Raw genomic sequence first — 19,630 nt, forward strand, 5'->3', positions numbered from 1 at the left:
CTCCGCGCGTTCGTTTAAGTGCCAATAATAAAAAAGGTAAAGCTGACTATTGGGGCATTCGGATCATTGCCGGGGCATTTTACGACGGGCAAACAGCCCGCCCAACAAGCCCGTGAGGCAGCCGACGAGCAGGCCGCCGACATGAGCCCCGTTGGCGATTTCGCCGAAGCCGATCATCGAGACCAGCCCGGACAGGCACAGTGCCAGCCACACCAGCATCATCACCAGGACCCCACGGGGCAAGTGATAAGCCGGGTTCGGCGCCAGCAGTTGATAGATCCAGCAGTGGCCCAGCAGACCGTACAACACACCTGACAAGCCACCGAACAGCGTCGCCCCGCTGACAGCATACTGGACGAAATTGGACACGAGACTGAACAGCAGCGTCAGCCCGAGCAGGTTGATACTGCCCTGGCGCGCTTCGATCCGCCGCCCCAGCTCCCAGTACCACATGCCATTCATGGCGATGTGCAGGAAGCCGAAGTGAATCAGCATCGGCGTCACCAGGCGCCACCACTGCCCCGCCGCCAGGCTGTCGGCCAGGGGCGAGAACTGGATGTAGTCACCGACCACACGAAAGTCCAGGAAGGTCAGCCACCGCAACACCTGGAGATTATCTCCCAGCAAGGTCACGGCACTGACTATCAGACTCAGCAACAGTACCAGGGCGGTGACGGGGCTTCGGGTCAGTTGTTCGACGAACCCGGGCCGTCGCGTGGCGGTGCCCATGGCTGGAAGCTCCAACATCTGCTCCGGATCGCCCACCGGAAAACGCGCGTACAGGGAACGCACGTCTTCACCGATTTCGTCTGGCACCCAGAGCACCTGCTCGCCCGCCTCTTCGCTGACGCGGTGAGGCACTTGCATGCGCTGCAGGAGCTTGACGAAACCGCTCAGGTCCACCGCCAAAGGCAGGCGCAACACCGCGACAAGGCTCATTTCACCATCTCCGGCCGTTCCACATCGACCCAGACGAACTTGTTCGGATCAAGTTGGGTTTCCTGGTCCAGGCGATAGGCGGCCAACTTGCCGTAGAGCACCGCGCTGTAGTCCAGGCACGCCAGGTTCGAGCGGATCGGCGCGGGTTTGCCGCTGCGCCAGTAGTGACCGACAAACAGCAATGGCTCATCGACGCCGTAGCGCAGCAGATTGTTCTTTTCATCCGGGGACAACGGCCTGCGTGCCACCGGTTCGGGCAAGGCATCGGGCTGAAACACGATGTCCCCGTAGGTTTTCGGATCGTCCTCCCAGAACTTGGTGCGGAAGAACGAACGGGTCAGGCCATCGCCCCCGGTCAGGGTCATGCCGTGGGGCAGGCGCATGTCGGTGCCGCGCAGCAGGCGATCGAACACAGTGCAGGCGAAACTGCCCGCCTGCGCCGAAGCCTGGAGAAACGGTTCGTCGATCCGACCATCCGGGAACAGGCCCCGCAACGGTTCGATCAGGCCGGCATCCCAGCAGGCGTGGACCACCCGGAAGCGACCGGCATCGACAAACAGCGGCAGCTCGTAGAACCACTGGAGGAAGTCGTGCCATTCGTCAGGGTATTGCTCGAACTGGGTCAGGGTTTCCTTGAGCAGGCGGGCATGCCGCGGCGTGTGTTCGCGCACATGGCGCTGGCCGCTGCCGGGCGGTGCCGGCGTGCTCCAGCCCAGGGCGTTGAACTCGTGGTTGCCCATGATGCACAACGCCTGGCCGGCCACGACCATGTCGTGGACGATGTGCAGCGCCTCGCGGATCCGCGGCCCACGGTCGATGATATCGCCCAGGAACACGGCCATGCGCGACGGATGCCGCCAGACCCCGCCCTGCTTGTGATAACCGAGACGGTCCAGCAGGTGTTCCAGGGTCAAGGCGCATCCGTGTACGTCACCGATCAGATCGTAACTGCGCGCGGGATCGAGCATCAGTCGCCTCTACCTCCCAATCGACTGCCCCAGCCGAGCTTGGTCCGGCAGACTTCGTAGTAATTGTGATCCAGTGGATGGATCAGGCGCAGCTTCTGCGCCTTCTTGCTGACGGTGATGGTGTCACCCGGCGCGCAGGTGAAATGGTTCTGGCCATCGCAGGACACTTGCGGGTAGATCTGCATATCCTTGGACACGACGATTTTCAGCTCGCTGTTGCCATCGACCACGATGGGTCGCCCAGACAAGGTATGGGGGTACATGGGCACAATCACAATAGCGTCGAGCTTGGGGTGCATGATCGGGCCACCGGCGGAGAGCGCATAGGCGGTGGAGCCGGTCGGCGTGGCGACGATCAGGCCGTCGGCCTTCTGGCTGCAGACGAACTGGCCGTCGATGTACAACTCGAATTCGATCATGCGCGTGGATTTGCCGGGGTGCAGCACCACGTCGTTGAGGGCATCGCCCTGGCCGATGGCCTCGGCGTGACGGCGGACCTCGGCTTGCAGCAGGAAGCGGTTCTCCACCAGATAATGGCCGTCGAGCACTTCGGCCACCTTGGTTTCCAGCTCGTCGGGGCGGATATCGGTGAGGAAACCGAGGCTGCCGCGGTTGATCCCCAGCACCGGAATGTTGTGCCGCGCCAGGGCCCGCGCGGCGCCCAGCAGGCTGCCGTCGCCGCCGACCACGATGACCATGTCGCAGACTTCGCCGAGCATCTTGCGCGACGAGGTCTGCAGGCCGTGGCCCGGCAGCACTTCGGCGATGGTATCTTCGAGGATCACATGCAGGTGTCGCTCCAGGAGGAAGCGTTTGAGGCGGCGAACGGTGTCCAGCACCTGCGAACTGCCCAGGCGACCGATGATGCCGATATTGCGAAATTGCTCCATGGGGCTCCTGCGAGGGTCTGCGGCGGGCGAAAAACCCGATTATGGGCGAAAGCGGCCCATAGACAAAATTCTTTAAGCCTTCCCTACAGGCTATGCTCGCAAAATGATCCTGTTTCCCGAATTGCTGGACCTGCCCCGCCGCTTGCGCCATCCCGAGGTGCGCGATCTTGCGTGGGTGATACTCGCCCCGCCCATGCTCATCGACACGCCCTGGCCCCAACGTCATCCCCTGAGCGGCAGCGACTGGGTCCAACACCCCCATCGACTGGAACACTGGTTGCAGCAGCTGGACCGCGACAGCTACCCGTTGCTGCACTGGCTGTCCCAGGGACGGACCCAGCGCCTGGGCCTCTATTACGAGCGGTTGTGGCAATTTGCTGTGCAGCACGCACCGGGCATCGAGCTGATCGCCGCGAACCTGCCGATCCGCCGCGAAGGTCAGACCCTGGGTGAACTCGACCTGCTGCTGCGTGACAAGGACGGCATTCATCATCTGGAGTTGGCGATCAAGCTGTACCTGGGACCGCAACAGGATGATGGCCGGGATACAGCGCAGTGGCTTGGCCCGGGCTGTCATGACCGCCTCGACCGCAAACTGACTCATCTGCGGGAACACCAGTTACCGATCTCGGCACGCCCGGAGAGCCGTGAAGCCCTGGCGGCACTGGGTATTGAACCGGCGGGCCTCGAGCGGTTTCGCTCCGAGCTCTGGCTGGGGGGCTACCTGCTCTACCCCTGGCCCGGACAGGCCGAACCGCCAGGCGGCGCGCATCCCAGGCATCTGCGCGGCAGTTGGCTGCGTCAACGGGACTGGTCGGCATTCATCGCCCAGCGCCCGCCGGGCCGCTGGCAACCCCTGCCCCGCGCCGCCTGGCTGGCGCCAGCCCACCATCCGGCGGAGCAGACCTGGAGCATCGAGCAACTGGACGCCTGGCGGCTGGCCCTGGACCCGATGGCCCCGGCACAGTTGATGGTGCGTCTGAGTGAAAACGCCGGAGGTGAGTGGGAAGAGGCCGAGCGGGTGTTCCTGGTGGCGGATCCGTGGCCGGATGTGCCGGGCAATGGTTGAGTTTAGCGGTGCCTGGGCGGCCCTCATCGCGAGCAGGCTCGCTCCCACAATGGATCTTCAGTGAACACAAATTTTGTGATTGCCCTGGATCCCCTGTGGGAGCGAGCCTGCTCGTGATAGCGTCGCTACGGCCTAGACGGACAAGCGCAACGCCAGCGCCGCCAACGTCACCAACAACACCGGCACCGTCAACACCACCCCGACCTTGAAGTAATAACCCCAGCCAATCCGGATATCCTTGCGCGCCAGCACATGCAGCCATAGCAGCGTTGCCAGGCTGCCAATCGGCGTGATCTTCGGCCCCAGATCGCTGCCGATCACGTTCGCATAGACCATCGCTTCCTTCACCACGCCACTGGCCTGGCTGGCATCAATGGACAACGCGCCAACCAGCACCGTCGGCAGGTTGTTCATGACCGACGAGAGCAACGCCGTCAACACCCCGGTGCCCATCGCCGCGCCCCACACGCCATAGCCGGCGAAAGCGTCGAGCCAGCGGGCCAGATAGTCGGTCAGCCCAGCGTTACGCAGGCCATAGACCACCAGGTACATGCCCAGGGAGAAGATCACGATCTGCCACGGCGCTTCCTTCATGACCTTGCGGGTGGAGATCTTGTGACCGCGTGCCGCAATCGTCAGCAGCAACGCGGCGCAGACGGCCGAAATGGCACTGATTGGAATGCCCAGGGGCTCCAGGGCAAAGCACCCCAGCAACAGAATCACCAACACGGCCCAGCCGGCATAGAACGTGGCGGTGTCGTGGATGGCGCTTGCTGGATCGTCCAGTTGATGCGGGTCGTAATCTCGCGGGATATCACGGCGGAAAAACCACATCAGGATCGCCAGGCTAGCCGCCACGGCCACCAGGTTCACCGGCACCATCACCGCCGCGTAGCGGTTGAAGCCGATACCGAAGAAATCCGCCGAGACGATATTCACCAGGTTCGACACCACCAGCGGCAGACTCGCGGTGTCGGCAATGAAACCGGCCCCCATCACGAAGGCCAGGGTCGCCGCCGGAGAGAACCGCAGAGCCAGCAACATGGAAATCACGATAGGCGTGAGGATCAGCGCCGCGCCGTCATTGGCGAACAACGCCGACACCAGGGCACCGAGCAGCACCATGTACGCAAACAACTTGCGCCCACTGCCCCGCCCCCACCGGGCCACGTGCAGCGCCGCCCAGGCGAAGAATCCCGCCTCGTCCAGCAGCAGACTGATGATGATCAGCGCGACGAAGGTACCGGTGGCATTCCAGATGATCTGCCACACCAGCGGGATGTCAGATATCTGCACCACCCCGCTCAACAACGCCAGCAACGCGCCGAACGTCGCGCTCCAGCCAACGCCGAGCCCTTTGGGCTGCCAGATCACCAGGGTAATGGTCAGCAGGAAAATCAATGACGCGACAAGCATGCGCTACAGCCTTGGAAAGAGAGATTGATAAGAAGCGTCAGCAGCAACGCGCCACCGGACGATCGATCATCGCCGCCAGGCGCTCGACATCCGCCGCCAGCCAGGCCGCATTGGCCGCCAGCGCCTGCTCCAGCAAGGTGCTGATCCAAGAAGGCAGCTGTGGGTGCAGACGGTAGTAGACCCACTGCCCTTGCCGCCGGTCACTGAGCAGGTCGGCATGCCGTAACTGCGCCAGGTGTCGGGAGATTTTCGGCTGGCTCAGGTCCAGCGCAGCGGTGAGTTCACAGACACACAACTCCCCCTCGCGCGCCACCAGCAACGCAATGCGGGTCCGGGTGTCGTCGGCCAGGGCCTTGAAAACATCGACGGGATTGTGGGGATTGGACATGACGGAAAAAAGTCTGGGGAAGCGAAGGATGAATATATGGAAACGCGAATATTCAGTAAAGCAGCGATTGTGTTGCAACACCCCCTTGTGGCGAGGGGATTTATCCCCGCTGGGCTGCGAAGCAGCCCCAACACAGGCGACTCAATCCGTCTGATACACCGAGTCGCAGGGCTTTGGGGCTGCTTCGCAGCCCAGCGGGGATAAATCTCCTCGCCACAGGTTGAATGTGCCAGCTAGCGCGGATCGACGTTATCCAGCGCCCGATTCGCCAGCAATCCGCCCAGCTCGATCAATTGCTGAATGCCCAACGCCACATGCCGTCGCGAACCGTCCAGTTCGAAGGCCAGGTCGCTGATCATGGCGTCGGCCGAGGCCAGGGTTTCACTGAGGTTCGCGAGCAGGCACTCGGTGTCGATGCCGTTCACAACGGTGAAGAGCTGGCCTGGCGGTGGATTCGTGTCGGGCTCGGGTTTGAGGTAGAAATCGAGGGCGCGGTTGGCGGCTTTGTCGAAGGCTGCTGGGTTTGGATCGGTGTCTGGCGGATTGGGTGTTGGTTTGAACATGGTTGAAGCTCCAATGCAATTTAAAAAGGAGACATCACCCTCTCGCTACCAAACGAATTAGGGTGGCGGCCATACGAAGGTTGGTAGACCGGGCATTGGAACCGGCGTCTCCGGAGAGACCCTGCGCATGGCCACCAAAAGACAAAGCGCATGAATGCGCTTGCGGAGGTGACGCTATGCACCAACGACCCGGGCTACCAAACCCGATCACTGATAAATCAGCGACTGGCAAACGATAGAACCCGCGCCTCAGGTGCACAAGCCGGCGGATTCTGGCGCAGTTGTAGGCAATGGCGCAAGGCGGTGTAGCCTGGAGCGGCCGTGTCCTACACCGGGACTTACATACGTTCGATAACGAATCTGCCTGTTTTCCTGCTAAGCGTTATCCATTAAGCTCAAAGGCTACAGGGAGCTCCGGGTTTTCCAGATCAGCGCCCACGCTTTCCCCATCGCTCAACAGGTACATTGAAATGGCCTGATTATCGCCAAAGCGCCACGATAACGATCCAATGTCCCCCAGACATTTTTCACCATTAAAGTAGTACTGATCGTGTAGCAAGATGGTAAGGCGCTGCCCCACTAACAAACGAGCATTGGCTAGATCCCAGACCATCCTCTTGCGGGAAGCAACATAGCGGTCATGCACTCGGCGGTATCCTGAGGCGTTGAGAAAAAAACCATTCTAGCGAGCCCCTTGCGAACTGGCTCGCGTCCAGATGAAAGCAACTATCAGGCTGGCGGAAAGTCTTCATACGATTTCGGCAAATACCCCCAGATCCTCAAAACGTCTGCACGCACTTCAAACTCAAATCCAATCTGCCCCACAACTTCCGATATTTCATCGCTATGGTCGACTGCTGCATGTGCAAGCAACTGCCCGACAAACGGGCCGTCCTCGAACACACCTATGTCGAACCACTCGACACCCGCAAATGGAAACGGCAGGTGGTAAAACCACTCGGCATCCCAACCTGAGACATAGCCTGTCACTGACTTGTACCGGTAAGACGGGCGCCAACCCTCGCGCTGGCGGAAGTGGCTGATCAGCTCATCCCACTTTGTGTTGTTTGATGCGCTTGCCAAATTTCTTGCAGCGACAGCGGCTTTTATCTTCCCTCGCATCGCATCATCGTGGCCCGCGCCGGCCGTTGGTAGTTCACTCATAAGAGCCCTATCGAGAACAGGTAATACGTTGGAAACGTCAGATCTGGCTCCCACGGGTTTGCAGTGGACACAAATCCTGGTTCGCTTCGGAACGTGTGGGAGCGAGCCTGCTCGCGATGACGGCGGCACAGCCAACATCTCAGCGACTGACATACCGCTTTCGCGAGCAGGCTCGCTCCCACAAAGGGGCGCCTACAAATGAATCCGTCCCTGTTTCGTTGAAGATTTGAAGCGACAGATAAACCCGTGGCGAGGGAGCTTGCTGCCTCGCCACAGGTGTTTTATTTGCCTAAGGTGCCAGGGACATCAGACCTTCTTGTGCTGCTCCACCCACTGGCCATAGGCATTGATGAATTTCTGCAGGAACGGCTTCACCGACTCCGACACATGGCCCGCCTCGTCGAACGCAGTGCCGGCGTTGCTCAGGTAGCCTTCCGGTTGCTGCATGCACGGCACATCGAGAAACACCAGGGACTGGCGCAGGTGATGGTTGGCGCCAAAACCGCCGATGGCACCCGGCGAGGCGCTGATCACCGCACCCGGCTTGCCGCTCAGGCAGCTCTGGCCATAGGGACGCGAACCGACGTCGATGGCGTTCTTCAACGGTGCCGGCACGGAACGGTTGTACTCCGGCGTGACGAACAACAAGGCGTCGGCGGCGCCTACCCGCTGGCGGAAGGTGCTGTAGGCAGCCGGCGGCGAGACATCAATGTCTTCGTTGTAGAGCGGCAAGTCGCCTATTTCGACGATCTCCAGCTTCAAATTGGCAGGCGCCAGGTCCGCCAGCGCCAGTGCCAACTTGCGATTGATCGACGCCTTGCGCAGGCTTCCCACTAAAACGGCCACTGTATAGACATTACTCATTGGAGGTTCTCGGCTAGGGACAGGACTTCTACTTATAGATGATCGGGAGGATTATTGGACCAGCGGAAAACCGAAAACCTGCCGCCTGGACTATTTTTTTCTTGTAGGAAAACTTACCGCGCATGACCAAGGTCTACAGAACCGTAAATCGAGTGATCTATTTCCAGAGGTTCTAAGCAATGGCAGCAGTACTTGTCGGACAATTCCATGCGCGGGACGCCGAAGGTCGCGTCTATTCGGTGCATGAGTTCCAGGAATCGACCCCGTCGCCGGACGGAAACGGCAAGGAGCCTGTCACCACTTACAAGCTGGCCATTGGTGATCGGGTCAGCAAGCTCGATGACGACAGGTTCCTGCTGGTGCAATCCGGTATCGAACTGGTGCGTGAACCCGAACCACAAATAGCTTTATGACATAAGCAGAAGTCATGCCCGGACTTGGGTTAGGATTCAGCCATTCAATGGCTCCCCCGCCGCACATGGACTTCCTGCATGCGATTACGCCACATCGAAGTGATCCAGGCGCTGTTGCAGACCGGCCACCTGGGCACGGCGGCCGAATGGCTGCAATTACCGGTCGCTGAAGTCGAGTCGACTCTGCGCGATGCCGAGGCTCAACTGGGCTTCATGCTGTTCGCCAGCGTGCGCGGACGCTTGCAGGCCACTCGGGAAGCCCTTGAACTGCGCGACGGCATCACAGGCGTGTACGACGCCCTCGAGCCGGTGCAGCGCTTGGCCAGCAGTTTGAAACACTACCAGGCACCGCCCCTGCGGATCATCTGCACCCCGCCACTGGCCCAGCAATTGTTGCCCCGCAGCATGGCCGCCCTGCGCCGCCGCTATCCGGATGCGCCGTGCACGCTGCTGAGCCAACCGACCCGCGAGATCGTCCGCGGCCTGCTGCTGCGCGACAGCGACCTTGGCGTCAGCCTGCACGACCCCGAGCACCCCGACATCCATTGCCAGATGATCGCCCAAGGCAAACTGCAACTGCTCGCCCCTCACGGCTGGCTGCAGCCACGGCAAAAATACATTTCGCTTCAGGATCTGGCGGGCCAGTCGCTGGTGGGGCTCGATGGCCAGGACCCACTGAGCCCCGCATTCGACAATAAACTCGGAGCGCTGCGCCCGGCACCGGTGATCCAGATCCGCGTCCAGACCCACCAGATGATGCGCGCCATGGTCGAGGCCGGCGAAGGCCTGGCCATCGTCGACCCCTTTACCGCCTCGGGCGCCAAGGATGGCGGGCTGGACGTATGCCCGGTGTCGCCCGCCATTCCCATCTGCCTCTACGCCCTGCGCCTGACCGACGCGCCCGCGTCACCCACGCTTCAATCGCTGCTGGAGCTGGTTACGGAACAAGCCGAGGCGTTGCTGAACCATTGACCGACATGCCCAACGGATCGTCGAACAACCGATACCAGAACAACGCCACTTCGGCGGTATGCCGGTCGATCCCGCGATAGCGCAGTTGATCGATGCCGCCGAGCACATAGCCGCAGCGCTCATAGAGCCGGCAAGCTCCCAGGTTGTTGTTCTGGGTTTCCAGCATGATCCCCGGCAGTTTTTTCTTGCGACTCCAGAATTGCGCCACGTCGAGCAAGGCCTTGGCCACCCCATGACGACGGGCGGGGGCATGCACCGCCAGTTCGTCGATGTGGGCAAAGCCGTTCCAGTTGGTGCTGACCACCAGGTGTCCCACCGGCTGGTCGTCCAGGTAGGCCATGAAAATCTCGCTGTCCGGCGCGTCGTGGAAGCTGCTGAACTCTTCCGGGTCGATGCCATAGCACTTTCGATAGGGAACAATGGGCGTTATCGGCCATTGGCTCACGGGACGACCGATCTGCGCCGTGCCATAGGCGCTGACTTCGAAACTGAAGTCACTGCCCCATATGTACACAGCGAAGCCGTCATCGACGACCCGCACCGACAGGCCGGGGTGTTTGGGATTCATGACCGACTGCATACTGGGAAAGGTCCTCATTCCTTGAGCCAACCAATGGCACGTTGCAATCCATTGCCCTTGCCTCTCGAAACTGTGTACATCAAGCGGCTACCCATGGACTGCCGTTACCTCAGGTTAGAAGGTACTGGCGATTGTGGCGAGAAATGAATAATAAACAATGACACTACTACTCCCTGTGGGAGCGAGCCTGCTCGCGATAGCGGTGCGCCAGTCACCTCAAGAGTGACTGTTCGACCGCTATCGCGAGCAGGCTCGCTCCCACAGGGATTCAAACGTCAACGCCTCATTGGTTGGCTTCAGCCAACTGCGTCCACAGTGCCGGGGCACCGGCGGACTTGGCGATGGCTTCCAGGCGTGCGGCATGTTCGGCCAGGTCGGTTTCACTGGCACGGATGATCCGGGCGGGCCGACGGTCGGCGGGCAAACGACGAATTTCGCTGGCCTGGGCACCCGAGCCTTCGCCGGTCCCATTGCCGTCCGACGCGTTGCCCGCCAGGGACAGGCTGGTCTGGCCGCCGGTCATCGTCAGGTAGACGTCGGCAAGGATCTCGGAGTCGAGCAAGGCGCCGTGCAGTTCACGGCCGGAGTTATCGACACCATAGCGCTTGCACAGGGCATCGAGGCTGTTGCGCTGCCCCGGATGCCGCTCGCGGGCCATCATCAGGGTGTCGAGGATGGTGCAATGCCGGGTGATATCAGCCCGGTCGTGCTGGCCCATCAAGGCGAACTCGTTGTTGATGAAGCCAACGTCGAACGCCGCGTTATGAATGATCAGCTGCGCACCCTGGATGAACTCGAAGAATTCATCGGCCACTTCGGCGAAACGCGGCTTGCCCACCAGAAATTCGTTGGTGATGCCGTGGACGCCGATGGCGCCCTCGTCACTTTCGCGGTCCGGTTGCAGGTAGACGTGGAAATGGCGACCGGTCAGCCGCCGACCGATCAGCTCGACACAGCCGATCTCGATAATCCGGTGACCATCGGTCACCGGCATGCCGGTGGTTTCGGTATCCAGTACTACTATCCTGTTAACCATGTTTTGTTAATACCTCACTCGCCTTTCCACCCTTAAGGCCAATTATACCAAGCTTCTACGGAGATTTCCACTTGCATGATGCACCTGAGAAATGTAAAAACCTTCTTACAAATCTGCTCACTCAAGGAAATGTAAAAACGATGAAGCTGTCAGTGCTCGATTACATCTCCACACAGCACGTGCATTTCTCCCAGCTTTGCGACCTTGAGCAAGGAGGAATCCCCCTATTCTATCCGACCTTGTACTGCGGGCAGAACCTGTGGGGGCTTACGCACAACAGCCAGCGTGAAATCCTGCGCTCGGTGAAATGCGTTTATGAGTGGGCCGATAAGCATCGGATCGACCTGGATGAGCGCTTTACAAGTCGACAGCTGCTAACTCCAGCCGAGATCGGCACACTGGGCGATTTTCTTGCCCGCAACCGTATGTCTCCCACCGAATCGATCGATGCGATTAAGTTTAACGCCCGATGTAGACATGCCACCAATTATCTAGAATGGCTTGCTCATCAGCTGATCCATAACTCGAATACTGAGATCAGCGAGAGCATCACTCGCATGCTCAACGCGCTGGACACCCTGGTTGTGCCTACCGGCTCGAAACACCAGAGAAACAGGGAGATGATTGCCAAACATCTGACAGTTGACATGAGCGAGGCATTGATCGAGTTTTTCAGTAATCCGACTGCTCATGTTGATCGGCCCGCAAATGTTGGTGCCGCGTTTCGCAATGCCACGATGCTAGAAATTTTGTACGAAACCGGTATGCGGATTGGCGAGGTACTCACTCTCAAACTCAAAGACTTCACGCCCGCCCGTGGGGGCGACCACGCAGTGTTGCGTATTCAACGGAATCACGATGACGCGTTCGACCGACGATTGCGCCAACCTGTGGCCAAAACATTAGGCCGGGATTTGTCGATTACCGAACAGTTATCTATGAAAATCCAAGATTACCTAAAGAGCCGTGCAAACGTTCCAAACGCTGAATTCCGTGACGATGACTTCATCTTCATCAACCATCGCCCTAACGAGCACCAGGGCCAACCTTTGGAACTGAGTGCCTTTTATAATGCACTGGGATTGCTTCGCAAGAAGTACCCAGCTTTAAGTGATCTCCACCCGCATTTGCTACGTCATGACTGGAACTACCGCTTTTCAGTGTCTGCGAAAGAAAAAGGCCTGAGTGAAGCTGAGGAAACGTCACAGCGTTGTTACTTGATGGGATGGGCACCTGACTCAGATATGCCAAAGCTCTATAACTTCCGCCACATCATGGAAGGCGCTGCTAAAACAGGTCTCAGTACGGCGGATCATGTTTCTGAACGCAGGAAGCGCCGCCATTGAAAAGCCCGAGCGCGGTCACCAAAACCTCTACTCTCGAACGACCACAGCATTTTTCCCACCAACAGCGGAAAAACACCAACAATTCGGTTTTTATCACATACCATGATGAATCAATTGAGATAGTAGGACTTGGTCACGCAAAAGCCGGGGCCATATATGAAAACTTATCATTAGAGTCCTATAAAGGATTTGCTGACACCATAACTAGAATGTGTAGCGATGGCAGATATGCACCTGCTGTAATTTGGGCAAGCATCAACAATTTGAACAGACTTCTCTTGAGCTACCCATGCGAGAGTATTGGGGAGGACTGCATCCACGCCTTACAGGCACTGTCACATCTCTCGTCTGCCGGTTTCTTCCATGATGTGAAACGAATACTACTATTGTGGCATAAACTAGGTTACTCCGGGATATCAGGGGAGGCAGCTGAACTACTTTCTATTTTGCAGTCGCCGATTCCAACCCGACCCGCAGGGAGCAGGATTCGGTCCGACGACCCTACTGAGGGGTGGTACACCGAGCAGGAGTACGACGACCTTGTGTACACCCTCTGGCATGATTTAGAGAACGGGATATCTCCTCTGGATAAGTCTACGTTATGCCTTCTATCTGCACAGTATGGGAGGCGTCCTATTCAATTCGCGCATGCCAAGATCGGCGACTTGAAAGAACACGGCGAAGCTCAAGGAGTCAGCGGCAAGCGGTTCGAGTTTCCGGGTGCAAAAGAAAAGGGAGCCGGTGGATTTCGTCAGTCCGCGCCCGAAATACATCCATTAAATGACGAGTTTTGGACGCTTTGTCAGCAAACCGCACAAAAAACCATAGATGACTTTCAAAACCTATCCGGATTTACCTTAACCCGGGAGGAAGCTTTTCAACTCCCATTGTTTAGCTTTGGGTGGTTAGAGCATCGCATCGAAAAGGTAAAAAAATACGAGAGCAAACTTGAGTTCATTTATTCCAGTCGACTGCTCCATTGCCCTGTAGCTAGTATTTCTAAACTGATTGCTCGGCGAGAGTATGGAACGAAGATCGTTTCCGAAAGGACCGGCGAAATCCTGAAGGAAGGTGCGTACCGAAACCGATATACCCGAATATTGCAACTTGCACGCTCAGGGGTTCCGAGAGCACAACTGCAATTTTGGATTGGTCACAAGACCGACAAAACCCTTGATGTTTACTATAAAGATTTTGCCGAACAAGCTAGAGAGTTACGAGTCATCGGCACAGCCATGGCGCCAATTGTAAGGGCATTTACTGGACCCATTCGAGACAAGGAAAGTGACGCAACACGCAACGACAAAGCCAGCAGAGTCGCGCTGAACGGTCGATCGGACTCAGGCCTAGGAAATTGCGGTGAGCGCGATGCCTGCGCAGCAGGTGTTCCAATCGGGTGTTATCGCTGCCCTAACTTCGAACCCTGGCTTCATGGTCCGCACGAGCAGGTCTTAGAGATGCTGATAGAAAAAGAAGAACGGCAACGCCAAGTCCCCCTCTTTGGTAGCGGCCATAACATACTTGCTCATATTGACTATGAACGAGAAAAAGAAGCCGTAAGACACGTAATTGCTATGTGCAAGGCGCGCGAACTTATGCTTGAGGACCATAACCTTGGATAACGTTATACTTTTTAGACCAAAGGCTTCCTTGGTCGCTGAAGAAAATCTGGTGCGATTTATTGACCTCGCAAAAAACAAAATAACTCTTTGGTCGGATTTTCCTGGATTCAGCTGGTCTGACTACTGCTGGCAAACACCGTTGAGAAAAATTCGCTTTTTAAACCTTAAGGGTCGAAAACTTCACAAGACTAAATCCCCTCAACCCGAGGATCTCATGTCGGCTGAATTTGGGGATTTCGCCAAAGCCTACATTCGGTATACCCAGCACATCAAACCTACACAAACATTCACACGTAGCATTTTGGCGCTTCAGCTACTTGAAGAAGCGATGATTCGTTTAGATGGCCATGCGTCTATCTACAATGCTGAATCTCGACACTTTGTTACAGCTGGCCACATCTTGCTAGAAGAAAATATTCAAGATCGCTCCGGAGTGGGTGGTGCCTTGGAAGTACTAGGCTTGACCATATCCTCAAACAAACTCACAACCAACCGGGTCATCTGGACCCACCCTTTTGTTGGTAAATTGAAGAACCCTGGCGCCCCAGAAAATCTGAGCCAAGAGCAAAAAGAGGCAAAACTCCCCTGCTCCGATGCTATTTGGGCTATCGCTGAAGTGTTCGCCAATGGCTATACCACGCAACAAGATGAAGAAGATATCTTTATTACCTGTACCACGGCTCTCTTGCTGTCGTTTCCAGTTCGTATCGGTGAGTTAGCTTTTTTTCGAACAACGCCCCACTCCTATGAGCTAAACAAAAATGGAGAGCCTGAATTAATTCTGAAAGGCTTTTCTCCAAAAACAAAACGATACATGGTGAAAGCGGTCATCGACGTTGTAGCCCCCGTGACTGAGGAGGCGATTCATCGCCTTCAAGAAATTACAAATGAGGGGCGAAAGCTTGCACTATATTTAGAAAGCGGAAATAAACGCTTCTACCGTCACGGAAGCTGTCCTGATGTTGCAGACAACGCATTGCTCACACCGACCCAGGTAAAAGACGCGCTTGGGTTCAAAACCATTGGCTCGGCTGAAACGTTTCTACTTAAGTACACCGGCCATTACTCTTTAACCGGATTCACCCTAAATTCACTTTGGCAAATCGTGGTAAAACACAACCAAAAGCTCAACCCGAATTTCCCTTACCAAGCACCAGAAATTAAAGGCCATCATCGACTAAAGATGTCTGAGTCGCTAATGTGCCTTCGATACAATCAACTCTCATCCTATCTGTCATCCAGCCCAGTGTTTCTCGCACCCTACAACCGAGATTATTACGGCAAAAGGATAACTAACCAGATATTACAACGCCGCAACAAAGAAGTAACGATGAGTTTTTTTCACAAGCATCATTATGGAGATATCAAGCTAAACTCACACCAGTTTCGCCATCTTCTAAATACAATGGCTCAGCAGGCAGGTGTGCCGATTGAAGTCATCACAGAATGGAGCACTCGTGCCTCAAAGCGGCAGACGGCTACCTACATGCATGAAAATCCGGAGCGAATTGCACAAAAAATTGCAGAAAACCGAATCCCCGTGATCACTATTCCCCATGAACCGATCACACCAGAGGAGTATCGAAACGCACGGCCAAAAGGACCTACCATTGTGACTCCTTATGGAATCTGTAATCACGACTGGACCGTGAGTTATTGCAATAAATTTAAGGATTGCTTGAACTGCTCAGAACACGTTTTTTGTAAAGGACATAAGCGTTCAATTGAAGAAATTGAGTTTGAGCGAGATTCAATCAAAGAAAACCTTGACGCCGCATTCGCAGAGATAAAGGCTGGCAACCGTGCAGCAGATCGATGGTATGAGTCGCATTATATTCGCTACAACCGGTATATTGAGTTGGTGAAAATCATGACATCGCCCGAAATCCCTGACGGCACGCCAATCCAAAGTACTGCACTAGACTTCAGTCACGAACAGCGGATTATCCAAAAAGTCTCATCAACATCAATAGAACAGCCTTCACTTACTAATAGCACCCTCAGTGACGATGTACTGGACTGCTTAAAATTATTAATGGAAGAGAACAATGCCAGCACCAATTCCCAATAAAGTCATTAAAAAAATTGCCGAAACCATCCGCTCCTGGCCCAGTGAAGAACGACTTTCTTGGGATGCCATATGCCAGTCCTCTAAGTTGTATTTAGATTACATACCAACCAGACAAGCGCTATCATCTAAATCCGTTCTGAGCTTTGAATATAAAGCCAAGAAGGAGGAGATTCGCGCACGAACCCAAAAATCTCCAAATCAGCCTAAAAATATGGCCACCGCCGTTCATAAAATTCAACGGCTTGAGAAAGACATAAACTCACTACAATTTCAGATTGACATGCTCCATGAAACTTTACAGAGAATGATCTACAACTCCGCACTTCACAAAGTATCTAAAGTTGAGTTAATGAAGCCAATCCCTACAAAAGACAAATCTCAATCAAAAATTATTAAATGCTAAGGGTTCGCTTGGACTGAACGCGAGCCAGGGTGTGCCGGATATGGCAGGGTAGTAGCGCGATGGGAGCCGCGAAAATGACCAGGAGGAGTTCTTGGGGGACTAGGAGGCGACTGCTAGGGTTGGGCAAGTAGATGAGGATGGCAGGAAACCGCATTAAGGAACGAACCTGCTGCCTCTAGAGGATGTAATATCGATGGGCTAATTCTTGTTAAAATCCCCCATTTCAACTGGATCGTTCGCCTTCATGAGGTCGAGTAAAAATAAGGTGATTCAGATTCATTTTTCCATTGTTCTGCATTTTCCTGCTGCCCCGGTCACTTTTCAGTTAGTCCGAACTGTCTGTAAGAATATGGACGAGGCTTCGTTTTCGCTATAGCAACAAGGTGGCCGGCTGGACCACCTTGCAGGTTTCAGCCAGGACTACCCGGCGCGGAGCGCTGGCTGCGCAACCGCTTCGACTATCGCGGGTTGAAGACGAAGGCGGAGATGGCCGCAGTTGCAACTATCGTCTCCGCCTCCAGGGAGATGGTCTGGAGCATAAACAGGAATAAACTCGACGCGACCGACACCTGCATCTACCAAGACAATAACCTCACTGCCGCAGTTGCAGTACTTCAGGCCAGCCAAATAGGCGCAGTGAGCGCAGACGACAACGTGTTCATCCGGGTCGTGTTCATGGTTTCGGGAAAGCTCAATATGGGTTGCGTTACGATCCCGACAATGCTCACAACGGATAGCTCCGGCTGAATCAAGGTCAGCCGCGATGGAAAAGATAGGCATGATGGCCCTTCCTCAAAAAAAGATGACGTAATGGCTTTTTTTTGGTGGAGGGGTACTAGCGAAGTCGGTGCCGGAACTTGCTTAGCTCAGGACCATAGGCGAAGAGAGGCATTCTGAAGCAGGCGGAATCAGAAGCTTTTTTGAGTTTAAGAAGCAGGTTGGCAGTTGATCGTGCAGCCTTTTCGAGAAGACGGATAGCAAGGGCAGCCGTAAGCCCATTACAAAGTGCGAATAGATGGCTTCGACGCGAATGCAGTCTCATCTCGCGCTGAGAAAGACCGCGGATATACCCTACAGCTTCGTGCGGTGAATAGACTCGCCCTACGATTACGGACATCGCGTAATCGAGGTAGCTCTGTTTGAGTTCGTCCTCTATGTTTACGGGAAGTATGTTTCGTGCCAGCTCTCCAGTGGTTTCTGCTCGATCTAAGGCCTCAAGTGCTTCGACCGTACGGGTAATGTTGTCCTGGTGAACACTCGCTTCGAGAAGCGCGATTTCGCGAGATACCTCTTTCTCGCCCCAGGAGTCAGCCTGAGCGACGCTGGAAGCGTCCTCCTTGCTGATTATCATGATAGGTTCAGGGCGGTTCATGGTGCTAGGTTCCTAGGGAAAATGCTGTTTTATTCCTACAGCGCACCCACTATATATTGGATCCCGAATGCTTCAACCCTTTTTCCTTGGGGTCATGTCGCGTTGCAGGCGCGGGGCTGCCGAGCCTTTCAAAAAATATTGAGGGAAACGAACCGTGCACAAAGCCACCGGACACCCCTCGTCTTGTCGCCCCCTATCTAAATGCTTTTCTGATGCCCTTGCCTTACGGCAAGATCCGCATGCGTGCGCAGACCTCATTCGGGGCCGGCTTGATGTGAGCTTCTATTACGATTTGGCGCTGCTTGTGGGCCTGTCACCCAAAAGGCTTTTCTCCTTGCTCGGCGCTTCTCTCGCGACTCAACGCCGATGGAGGGAGGCGAAGCAGCTGACCATGAGCGAGAGCGATTACGCTTTTCGCCAGGCGCTAGTCATACAAGACGCCCTGGGGCTATTCGAGGGCAATAGCGAAGCGACGCTCAATTGGCTGACCAAGCCGAACATCGCGTTGGGCAGCGCAACGCCGGCAAGCCTGCTTTCTACATTCGTAGGAATGAGTACCGTCGAGTCGCTGATATGGAAAGTTGAGAATGGCGTGTACCTATAAGAGGTTCGCACGCCCCCCTGTGCTCGTATGGCAAATAAAGACCGTGCGAGGCTCTAAATTACCCCGATCATCGGGCGCCATGTAGTTCTTCGATAATGAAACTGCTCGTAAGGTTTGGCGCATCATATGACTGTCATCAACAGCTCGCATTAGATCCCTCAATTAGCCCTTCGATACCCCGAAGTGTTCTCGATTCGACATCGGGGAAGACTTTATCCGCGAGCGCTCGAACCAGCATTTCGACTTGGCGGTCTGCGCGGCCTCAATAGAAGCGTCGACATCGTCCTGACACCCGACCCTGCAAGAAAATACAGCCGCTCAATGCTCCAGTTTTGATAGTTCGGAAACAGGGCTAACAACGGTTTCAATGCCCGTTACCTAGCAATGCCTCTCATAGGCTCATTCCACACTTTTACATTCCAGCTGCATAACAGCACCTGCAAGCAGAACGGACAGCTTACTCAGGCTCTTGCTCGGTAACCGCGCCCGGAACCGGCTCGGAATATTCGTACGTCAGGTCCTGCTTTATTTTTTCCAGAAGGCTGACGAGGTCCATCTCTGGATTTTTATGCAGATAGCACTCAACGACCAAGCTCGCAGGGTGCACATCCAAAACGACGGCTAAATCTTCGATTTTCGCCAACCCCGGGCATCTGCGCCCTTGCTCCAAATGCGTCATGTAAGCACGGCTCGTTCTTCCGAAGAACCTTTGCTGCGGCATGTGGCGGAGCGTCCGCATACCCTTTAATGCCGCCGCGAAAGCATCATTCAGCTCCATTGATCACCCCTTGCAAAGGGAATGATAAAGCCATAAAGTCAGCTTTTTAGCGCCCTACAATAGTAGGGGCTTATTAAAATCACTAGATATAATAATACAAAAACTATCGCGACCATCCGGCTGCGGAACGACTGTCAGCAAGATTTTACGCAGAGAGCTTTATAGAAATGTC

At 55.8% G+C, this 19,630-nt stretch carries 21 protein-coding genes and 1 pseudogene; 9 read left to right on the top strand and 13 right to left on the bottom strand.

What is annotated here, in order from left to right; translation table 11 throughout:
* Positions 1-63: 63 nt before the first annotated feature.
* Genes LOY35_RS16560 through LOY35_RS16570 form a run of 3 tightly spaced genes read right to left on the bottom strand, consistent with a single transcriptional unit; the run spans position 64 to position 2,797 of the window.
* On the bottom strand, positions 64-939 hold the full coding sequence (locus LOY35_RS16560) for a rhomboid family intramembrane serine protease (protein ID WP_258624884.1): 876 nt from the start codon (positions 937-939) through the stop codon (positions 64-66).
* Positions 936-1,910 carry a metallophosphoesterase gene (locus LOY35_RS16565; protein WP_408981260.1) on the bottom strand — a complete coding sequence of 325 codons (975 nt, stop codon included), beginning with the start codon at positions 1,908-1,910 and terminating at the stop codon, positions 936-938. The genes LOY35_RS16560 and LOY35_RS16565 overlap by 4 nt, the downstream gene beginning before the upstream one ends.
* Complete coding sequence (locus LOY35_RS16570; RefSeq protein ID WP_024776985.1) at positions 1,907-2,797, bottom strand: NAD(+) kinase; 891 nt, start codon at positions 2,795-2,797, stop codon at positions 1,907-1,909. The genes LOY35_RS16565 and LOY35_RS16570 overlap by 4 nt, the downstream gene beginning before the upstream one ends.
* Positions 2,798-2,900: 103 nt before the next feature.
* Between LOY35_RS16570 and LOY35_RS16575 the strand changes: the two genes are divergently transcribed.
* Complete coding sequence (locus tag LOY35_RS16575; RefSeq protein WP_258624886.1) at positions 2,901-3,866, top strand: DUF1853 family protein; 966 nt, start codon at positions 2,901-2,903, stop codon at positions 3,864-3,866.
* Positions 3,867-3,998: 132 nt separating this feature from the next.
* Here the strand turns inward: LOY35_RS16575 and LOY35_RS16580 are convergent, their stop codons facing one another.
* The 6 genes from LOY35_RS16580 to LOY35_RS16605 all read right to left on the bottom strand — a co-directional run bounded on the left by LOY35_RS16580 (position 3,999) and on the right by LOY35_RS16605 (position 8,261).
* A complete protein-coding gene (locus tag LOY35_RS16580) occupies positions 3,999-5,282 on the bottom strand; it encodes an arsenic transporter (RefSeq protein ID WP_258624888.1) in 1,284 nt (427 codons plus the stop codon).
* A gap of 37 nt (positions 5,283-5,319) precedes the next feature.
* On the bottom strand, positions 5,320-5,670 hold the full coding sequence (locus tag LOY35_RS16585; protein WP_258624890.1) for a metalloregulator ArsR/SmtB family transcription factor: 351 nt from the start codon (positions 5,668-5,670) through the stop codon (positions 5,320-5,322).
* A gap of 233 nt (positions 5,671-5,903) precedes the next feature.
* Positions 5,904-6,233 (bottom strand): DUF6124 family protein, encoded by a 330-nt coding sequence (locus LOY35_RS16590; RefSeq protein ID WP_258624892.1) that lies wholly within the window; start codon positions 6,231-6,233, stop codon positions 5,904-5,906.
* 382 nt (positions 6,234-6,615) lie between these two features.
* The gene (locus LOY35_RS16595) at positions 6,616-6,879 is read right to left on the bottom strand and encodes a hypothetical protein (protein WP_258624894.1); all 264 of its coding nucleotides are present in this window, start codon (positions 6,877-6,879) and stop codon (positions 6,616-6,618) included.
* 83 nt (positions 6,880-6,962) lie between these two features.
* Positions 6,963-7,397, bottom strand: coding sequence for a DUF6678 family protein (locus LOY35_RS16600; RefSeq protein WP_258624895.1), 435 nt, complete (start codon positions 7,395-7,397; stop codon positions 6,963-6,965).
* Positions 7,398-7,703: 306 nt separating this feature from the next.
* Positions 7,704-8,261 (bottom strand): NADPH-dependent FMN reductase, encoded by a 558-nt coding sequence (locus LOY35_RS16605; protein WP_041024171.1) that lies wholly within the window; start codon positions 8,259-8,261, stop codon positions 7,704-7,706.
* 179 nt (positions 8,262-8,440) lie between these two features.
* On the opposite strand from LOY35_RS16605, the gene LOY35_RS16610 reads away from it, so the two are divergent.
* Both LOY35_RS16610 and LOY35_RS16615 read left to right on the top strand, forming a co-directional pair.
* Positions 8,441-8,674 (top strand): hypothetical protein, encoded by a 234-nt coding sequence (locus tag LOY35_RS16610; protein WP_258624898.1) that lies wholly within the window; start codon positions 8,441-8,443, stop codon positions 8,672-8,674.
* 78 nt (positions 8,675-8,752) lie between these two features.
* Positions 8,753-9,646, top strand: a complete 894-nt coding sequence (locus LOY35_RS16615; protein WP_258624899.1) for a LysR family transcriptional regulator — start codon at positions 8,753-8,755, stop codon at positions 9,644-9,646.
* On the opposite strand, the gene LOY35_RS16620 is transcribed toward LOY35_RS16615, so the two are convergent.
* Both LOY35_RS16620 and dnaQ read right to left on the bottom strand, forming a co-directional pair.
* On the bottom strand, positions 9,612-10,226 hold the full coding sequence (locus LOY35_RS16620; protein WP_258624901.1) for a GNAT family N-acetyltransferase: 615 nt from the start codon (positions 10,224-10,226) through the stop codon (positions 9,612-9,614). The genes LOY35_RS16615 and LOY35_RS16620 overlap by 35 nt on opposite strands.
* A 283-nt stretch (positions 10,227-10,509) precedes the next feature.
* The gene (gene dnaQ, locus LOY35_RS16625) at positions 10,510-11,262 is read right to left on the bottom strand and encodes a DNA polymerase III subunit epsilon (protein ID WP_258624903.1); all 753 of its coding nucleotides are present in this window, start codon (positions 11,260-11,262) and stop codon (positions 10,510-10,512) included.
* A gap of 71 nt (positions 11,263-11,333) precedes the next feature.
* Here dnaQ and LOY35_RS16630 point away from each other — a divergent pair, with 71 nt between their 5' ends.
* The 5 genes from LOY35_RS16630 to LOY35_RS16650 all read left to right on the top strand — a co-directional run bounded on the left by LOY35_RS16630 (position 11,334) and on the right by LOY35_RS16650 (position 17,451).
* Complete coding sequence (locus LOY35_RS16630) at positions 11,334-12,608, top strand: site-specific integrase (protein ID WP_258624904.1); 1,275 nt, start codon at positions 11,334-11,336, stop codon at positions 12,606-12,608.
* Between the two features lie 665 nt (positions 12,609-13,273).
* Positions 13,274-14,230 (top strand): hypothetical protein, encoded by a 957-nt coding sequence (locus LOY35_RS16635; protein ID WP_258624905.1) that lies wholly within the window; start codon positions 13,274-13,276, stop codon positions 14,228-14,230.
* Positions 14,223-16,301, top strand: a complete 2,079-nt coding sequence (locus tag LOY35_RS16640; RefSeq protein ID WP_258624910.1) for a hypothetical protein — start codon at positions 14,223-14,225, stop codon at positions 16,299-16,301. The genes LOY35_RS16635 and LOY35_RS16640 overlap by 8 nt, the downstream gene beginning before the upstream one ends.
* Positions 16,279-16,704, top strand: coding sequence for a hypothetical protein (locus LOY35_RS16645; protein ID WP_258624911.1), 426 nt, complete (start codon positions 16,279-16,281; stop codon positions 16,702-16,704). Before LOY35_RS16640 ends, LOY35_RS16645 begins: the two co-directional genes overlap by 23 nt.
* A 486-nt stretch (positions 16,705-17,190) precedes the next feature.
* Positions 17,191-17,451 carry a hypothetical protein gene (locus LOY35_RS16650; protein ID WP_258624913.1) on the top strand — a complete coding sequence of 87 codons (261 nt, stop codon included), beginning with the start codon at positions 17,191-17,193 and terminating at the stop codon, positions 17,449-17,451.
* 349 nt (positions 17,452-17,800) lie between these two features.
* Here LOY35_RS16650 and LOY35_RS28625 read toward each other — a convergent pair.
* Positions 17,801-17,944 (bottom strand): annotated as a pseudogene (locus LOY35_RS28625) (hypothetical protein); the annotation flags it as partial.
* Positions 17,945-18,230: 286 nt separating this feature from the next.
* On the opposite strand from LOY35_RS28625, the gene LOY35_RS16660 reads away from it, so the two are divergent.
* A complete protein-coding gene (locus LOY35_RS16660) occupies positions 18,231-18,680 on the top strand; it encodes an antitoxin Xre/MbcA/ParS toxin-binding domain-containing protein (RefSeq protein WP_258624915.1) in 450 nt (149 codons plus the stop codon).
* A gap of 457 nt (positions 18,681-19,137) precedes the next feature.
* Here LOY35_RS16660 and LOY35_RS16665 read toward each other — a convergent pair whose 3' ends face one another.
* Positions 19,138-19,458 (bottom strand): helix-turn-helix domain-containing protein, encoded by a 321-nt coding sequence (locus LOY35_RS16665; RefSeq protein ID WP_258624916.1) that lies wholly within the window; start codon positions 19,456-19,458, stop codon positions 19,138-19,140.
* Positions 19,459-19,630 lie beyond the last annotated feature (172 nt).

It is taken from the genome of Pseudomonas sp. B21-028 (genome assembly GCF_024749045.1).
Taxonomy (GTDB): Bacteria; Pseudomonadota; Gammaproteobacteria; order Pseudomonadales; family Pseudomonadaceae; genus Aquipseudomonas.

Bases quoted from the DNA above. Each gene is read 5' to 3' on its own strand.
- LOY35_RS16605 (WP_041024171.1), bottom strand. From the start codon at position 8,261: ATGAGTAATGTCTATACAGTGGCCGTTTTAGTGGGAAGCCTGCGCAAG.
- LOY35_RS16585 (WP_258624890.1), bottom strand. From the start codon at position 5,670: ATGTCCAATCCCCACAATCCCGTCGATGTTTTCAAGGCCCTGGCCGAC.
- LOY35_RS16650 (WP_258624913.1), top strand. From the start codon at position 17,191: ATGGCCGCAGTTGCAACTATCGTCTCCGCCTCCAGGGAGATGGTCTGG.
- LOY35_RS16665 (WP_258624916.1), bottom strand. From the start codon at position 19,458: ATGGAGCTGAATGATGCTTTCGCGGCGGCATTAAAGGGTATGCGGACG.
- LOY35_RS16600 (WP_258624895.1), bottom strand. From the start codon at position 7,397: ATGAGTGAACTACCAACGGCCGGCGCGGGCCACGATGATGCGATGCGA.
- LOY35_RS16590 (WP_258624892.1), bottom strand. From the start codon at position 6,233: ATGTTCAAACCAACACCCAATCCGCCAGACACCGATCCAAACCCAGCA.
- LOY35_RS16615 (WP_258624899.1), top strand. From the start codon at position 8,753: ATGCGATTACGCCACATCGAAGTGATCCAGGCGCTGTTGCAGACCGGC.
- LOY35_RS16575 (WP_258624886.1), top strand. From the start codon at position 2,901: ATGATCCTGTTTCCCGAATTGCTGGACCTGCCCCGCCGCTTGCGCCAT.
- LOY35_RS16645 (WP_258624911.1), top strand. From the start codon at position 16,279: ATGCCAGCACCAATTCCCAATAAAGTCATTAAAAAAATTGCCGAAACC.
- LOY35_RS16580 (WP_258624888.1), bottom strand. From the start codon at position 5,282: ATGCTTGTCGCGTCATTGATTTTCCTGCTGACCATTACCCTGGTGATC.
- LOY35_RS16560 (WP_258624884.1), bottom strand. From the start codon at position 939: ATGAGCCTTGTCGCGGTGTTGCGCCTGCCTTTGGCGGTGGACCTGAGC.
- dnaQ (WP_258624903.1), bottom strand. From the start codon at position 11,262: ATGGTTAACAGGATAGTAGTACTGGATACCGAAACCACCGGCATGCCG.
- LOY35_RS16620 (WP_258624901.1), bottom strand. From the start codon at position 10,226: ATGCAGTCGGTCATGAATCCCAAACACCCCGGCCTGTCGGTGCGGGTC.
- LOY35_RS16570 (WP_024776985.1), bottom strand. From the start codon at position 2,797: ATGGAGCAATTTCGCAATATCGGCATCATCGGTCGCCTGGGCAGTTCG.
- LOY35_RS16610 (WP_258624898.1), top strand. From the start codon at position 8,441: ATGGCAGCAGTACTTGTCGGACAATTCCATGCGCGGGACGCCGAAGGT.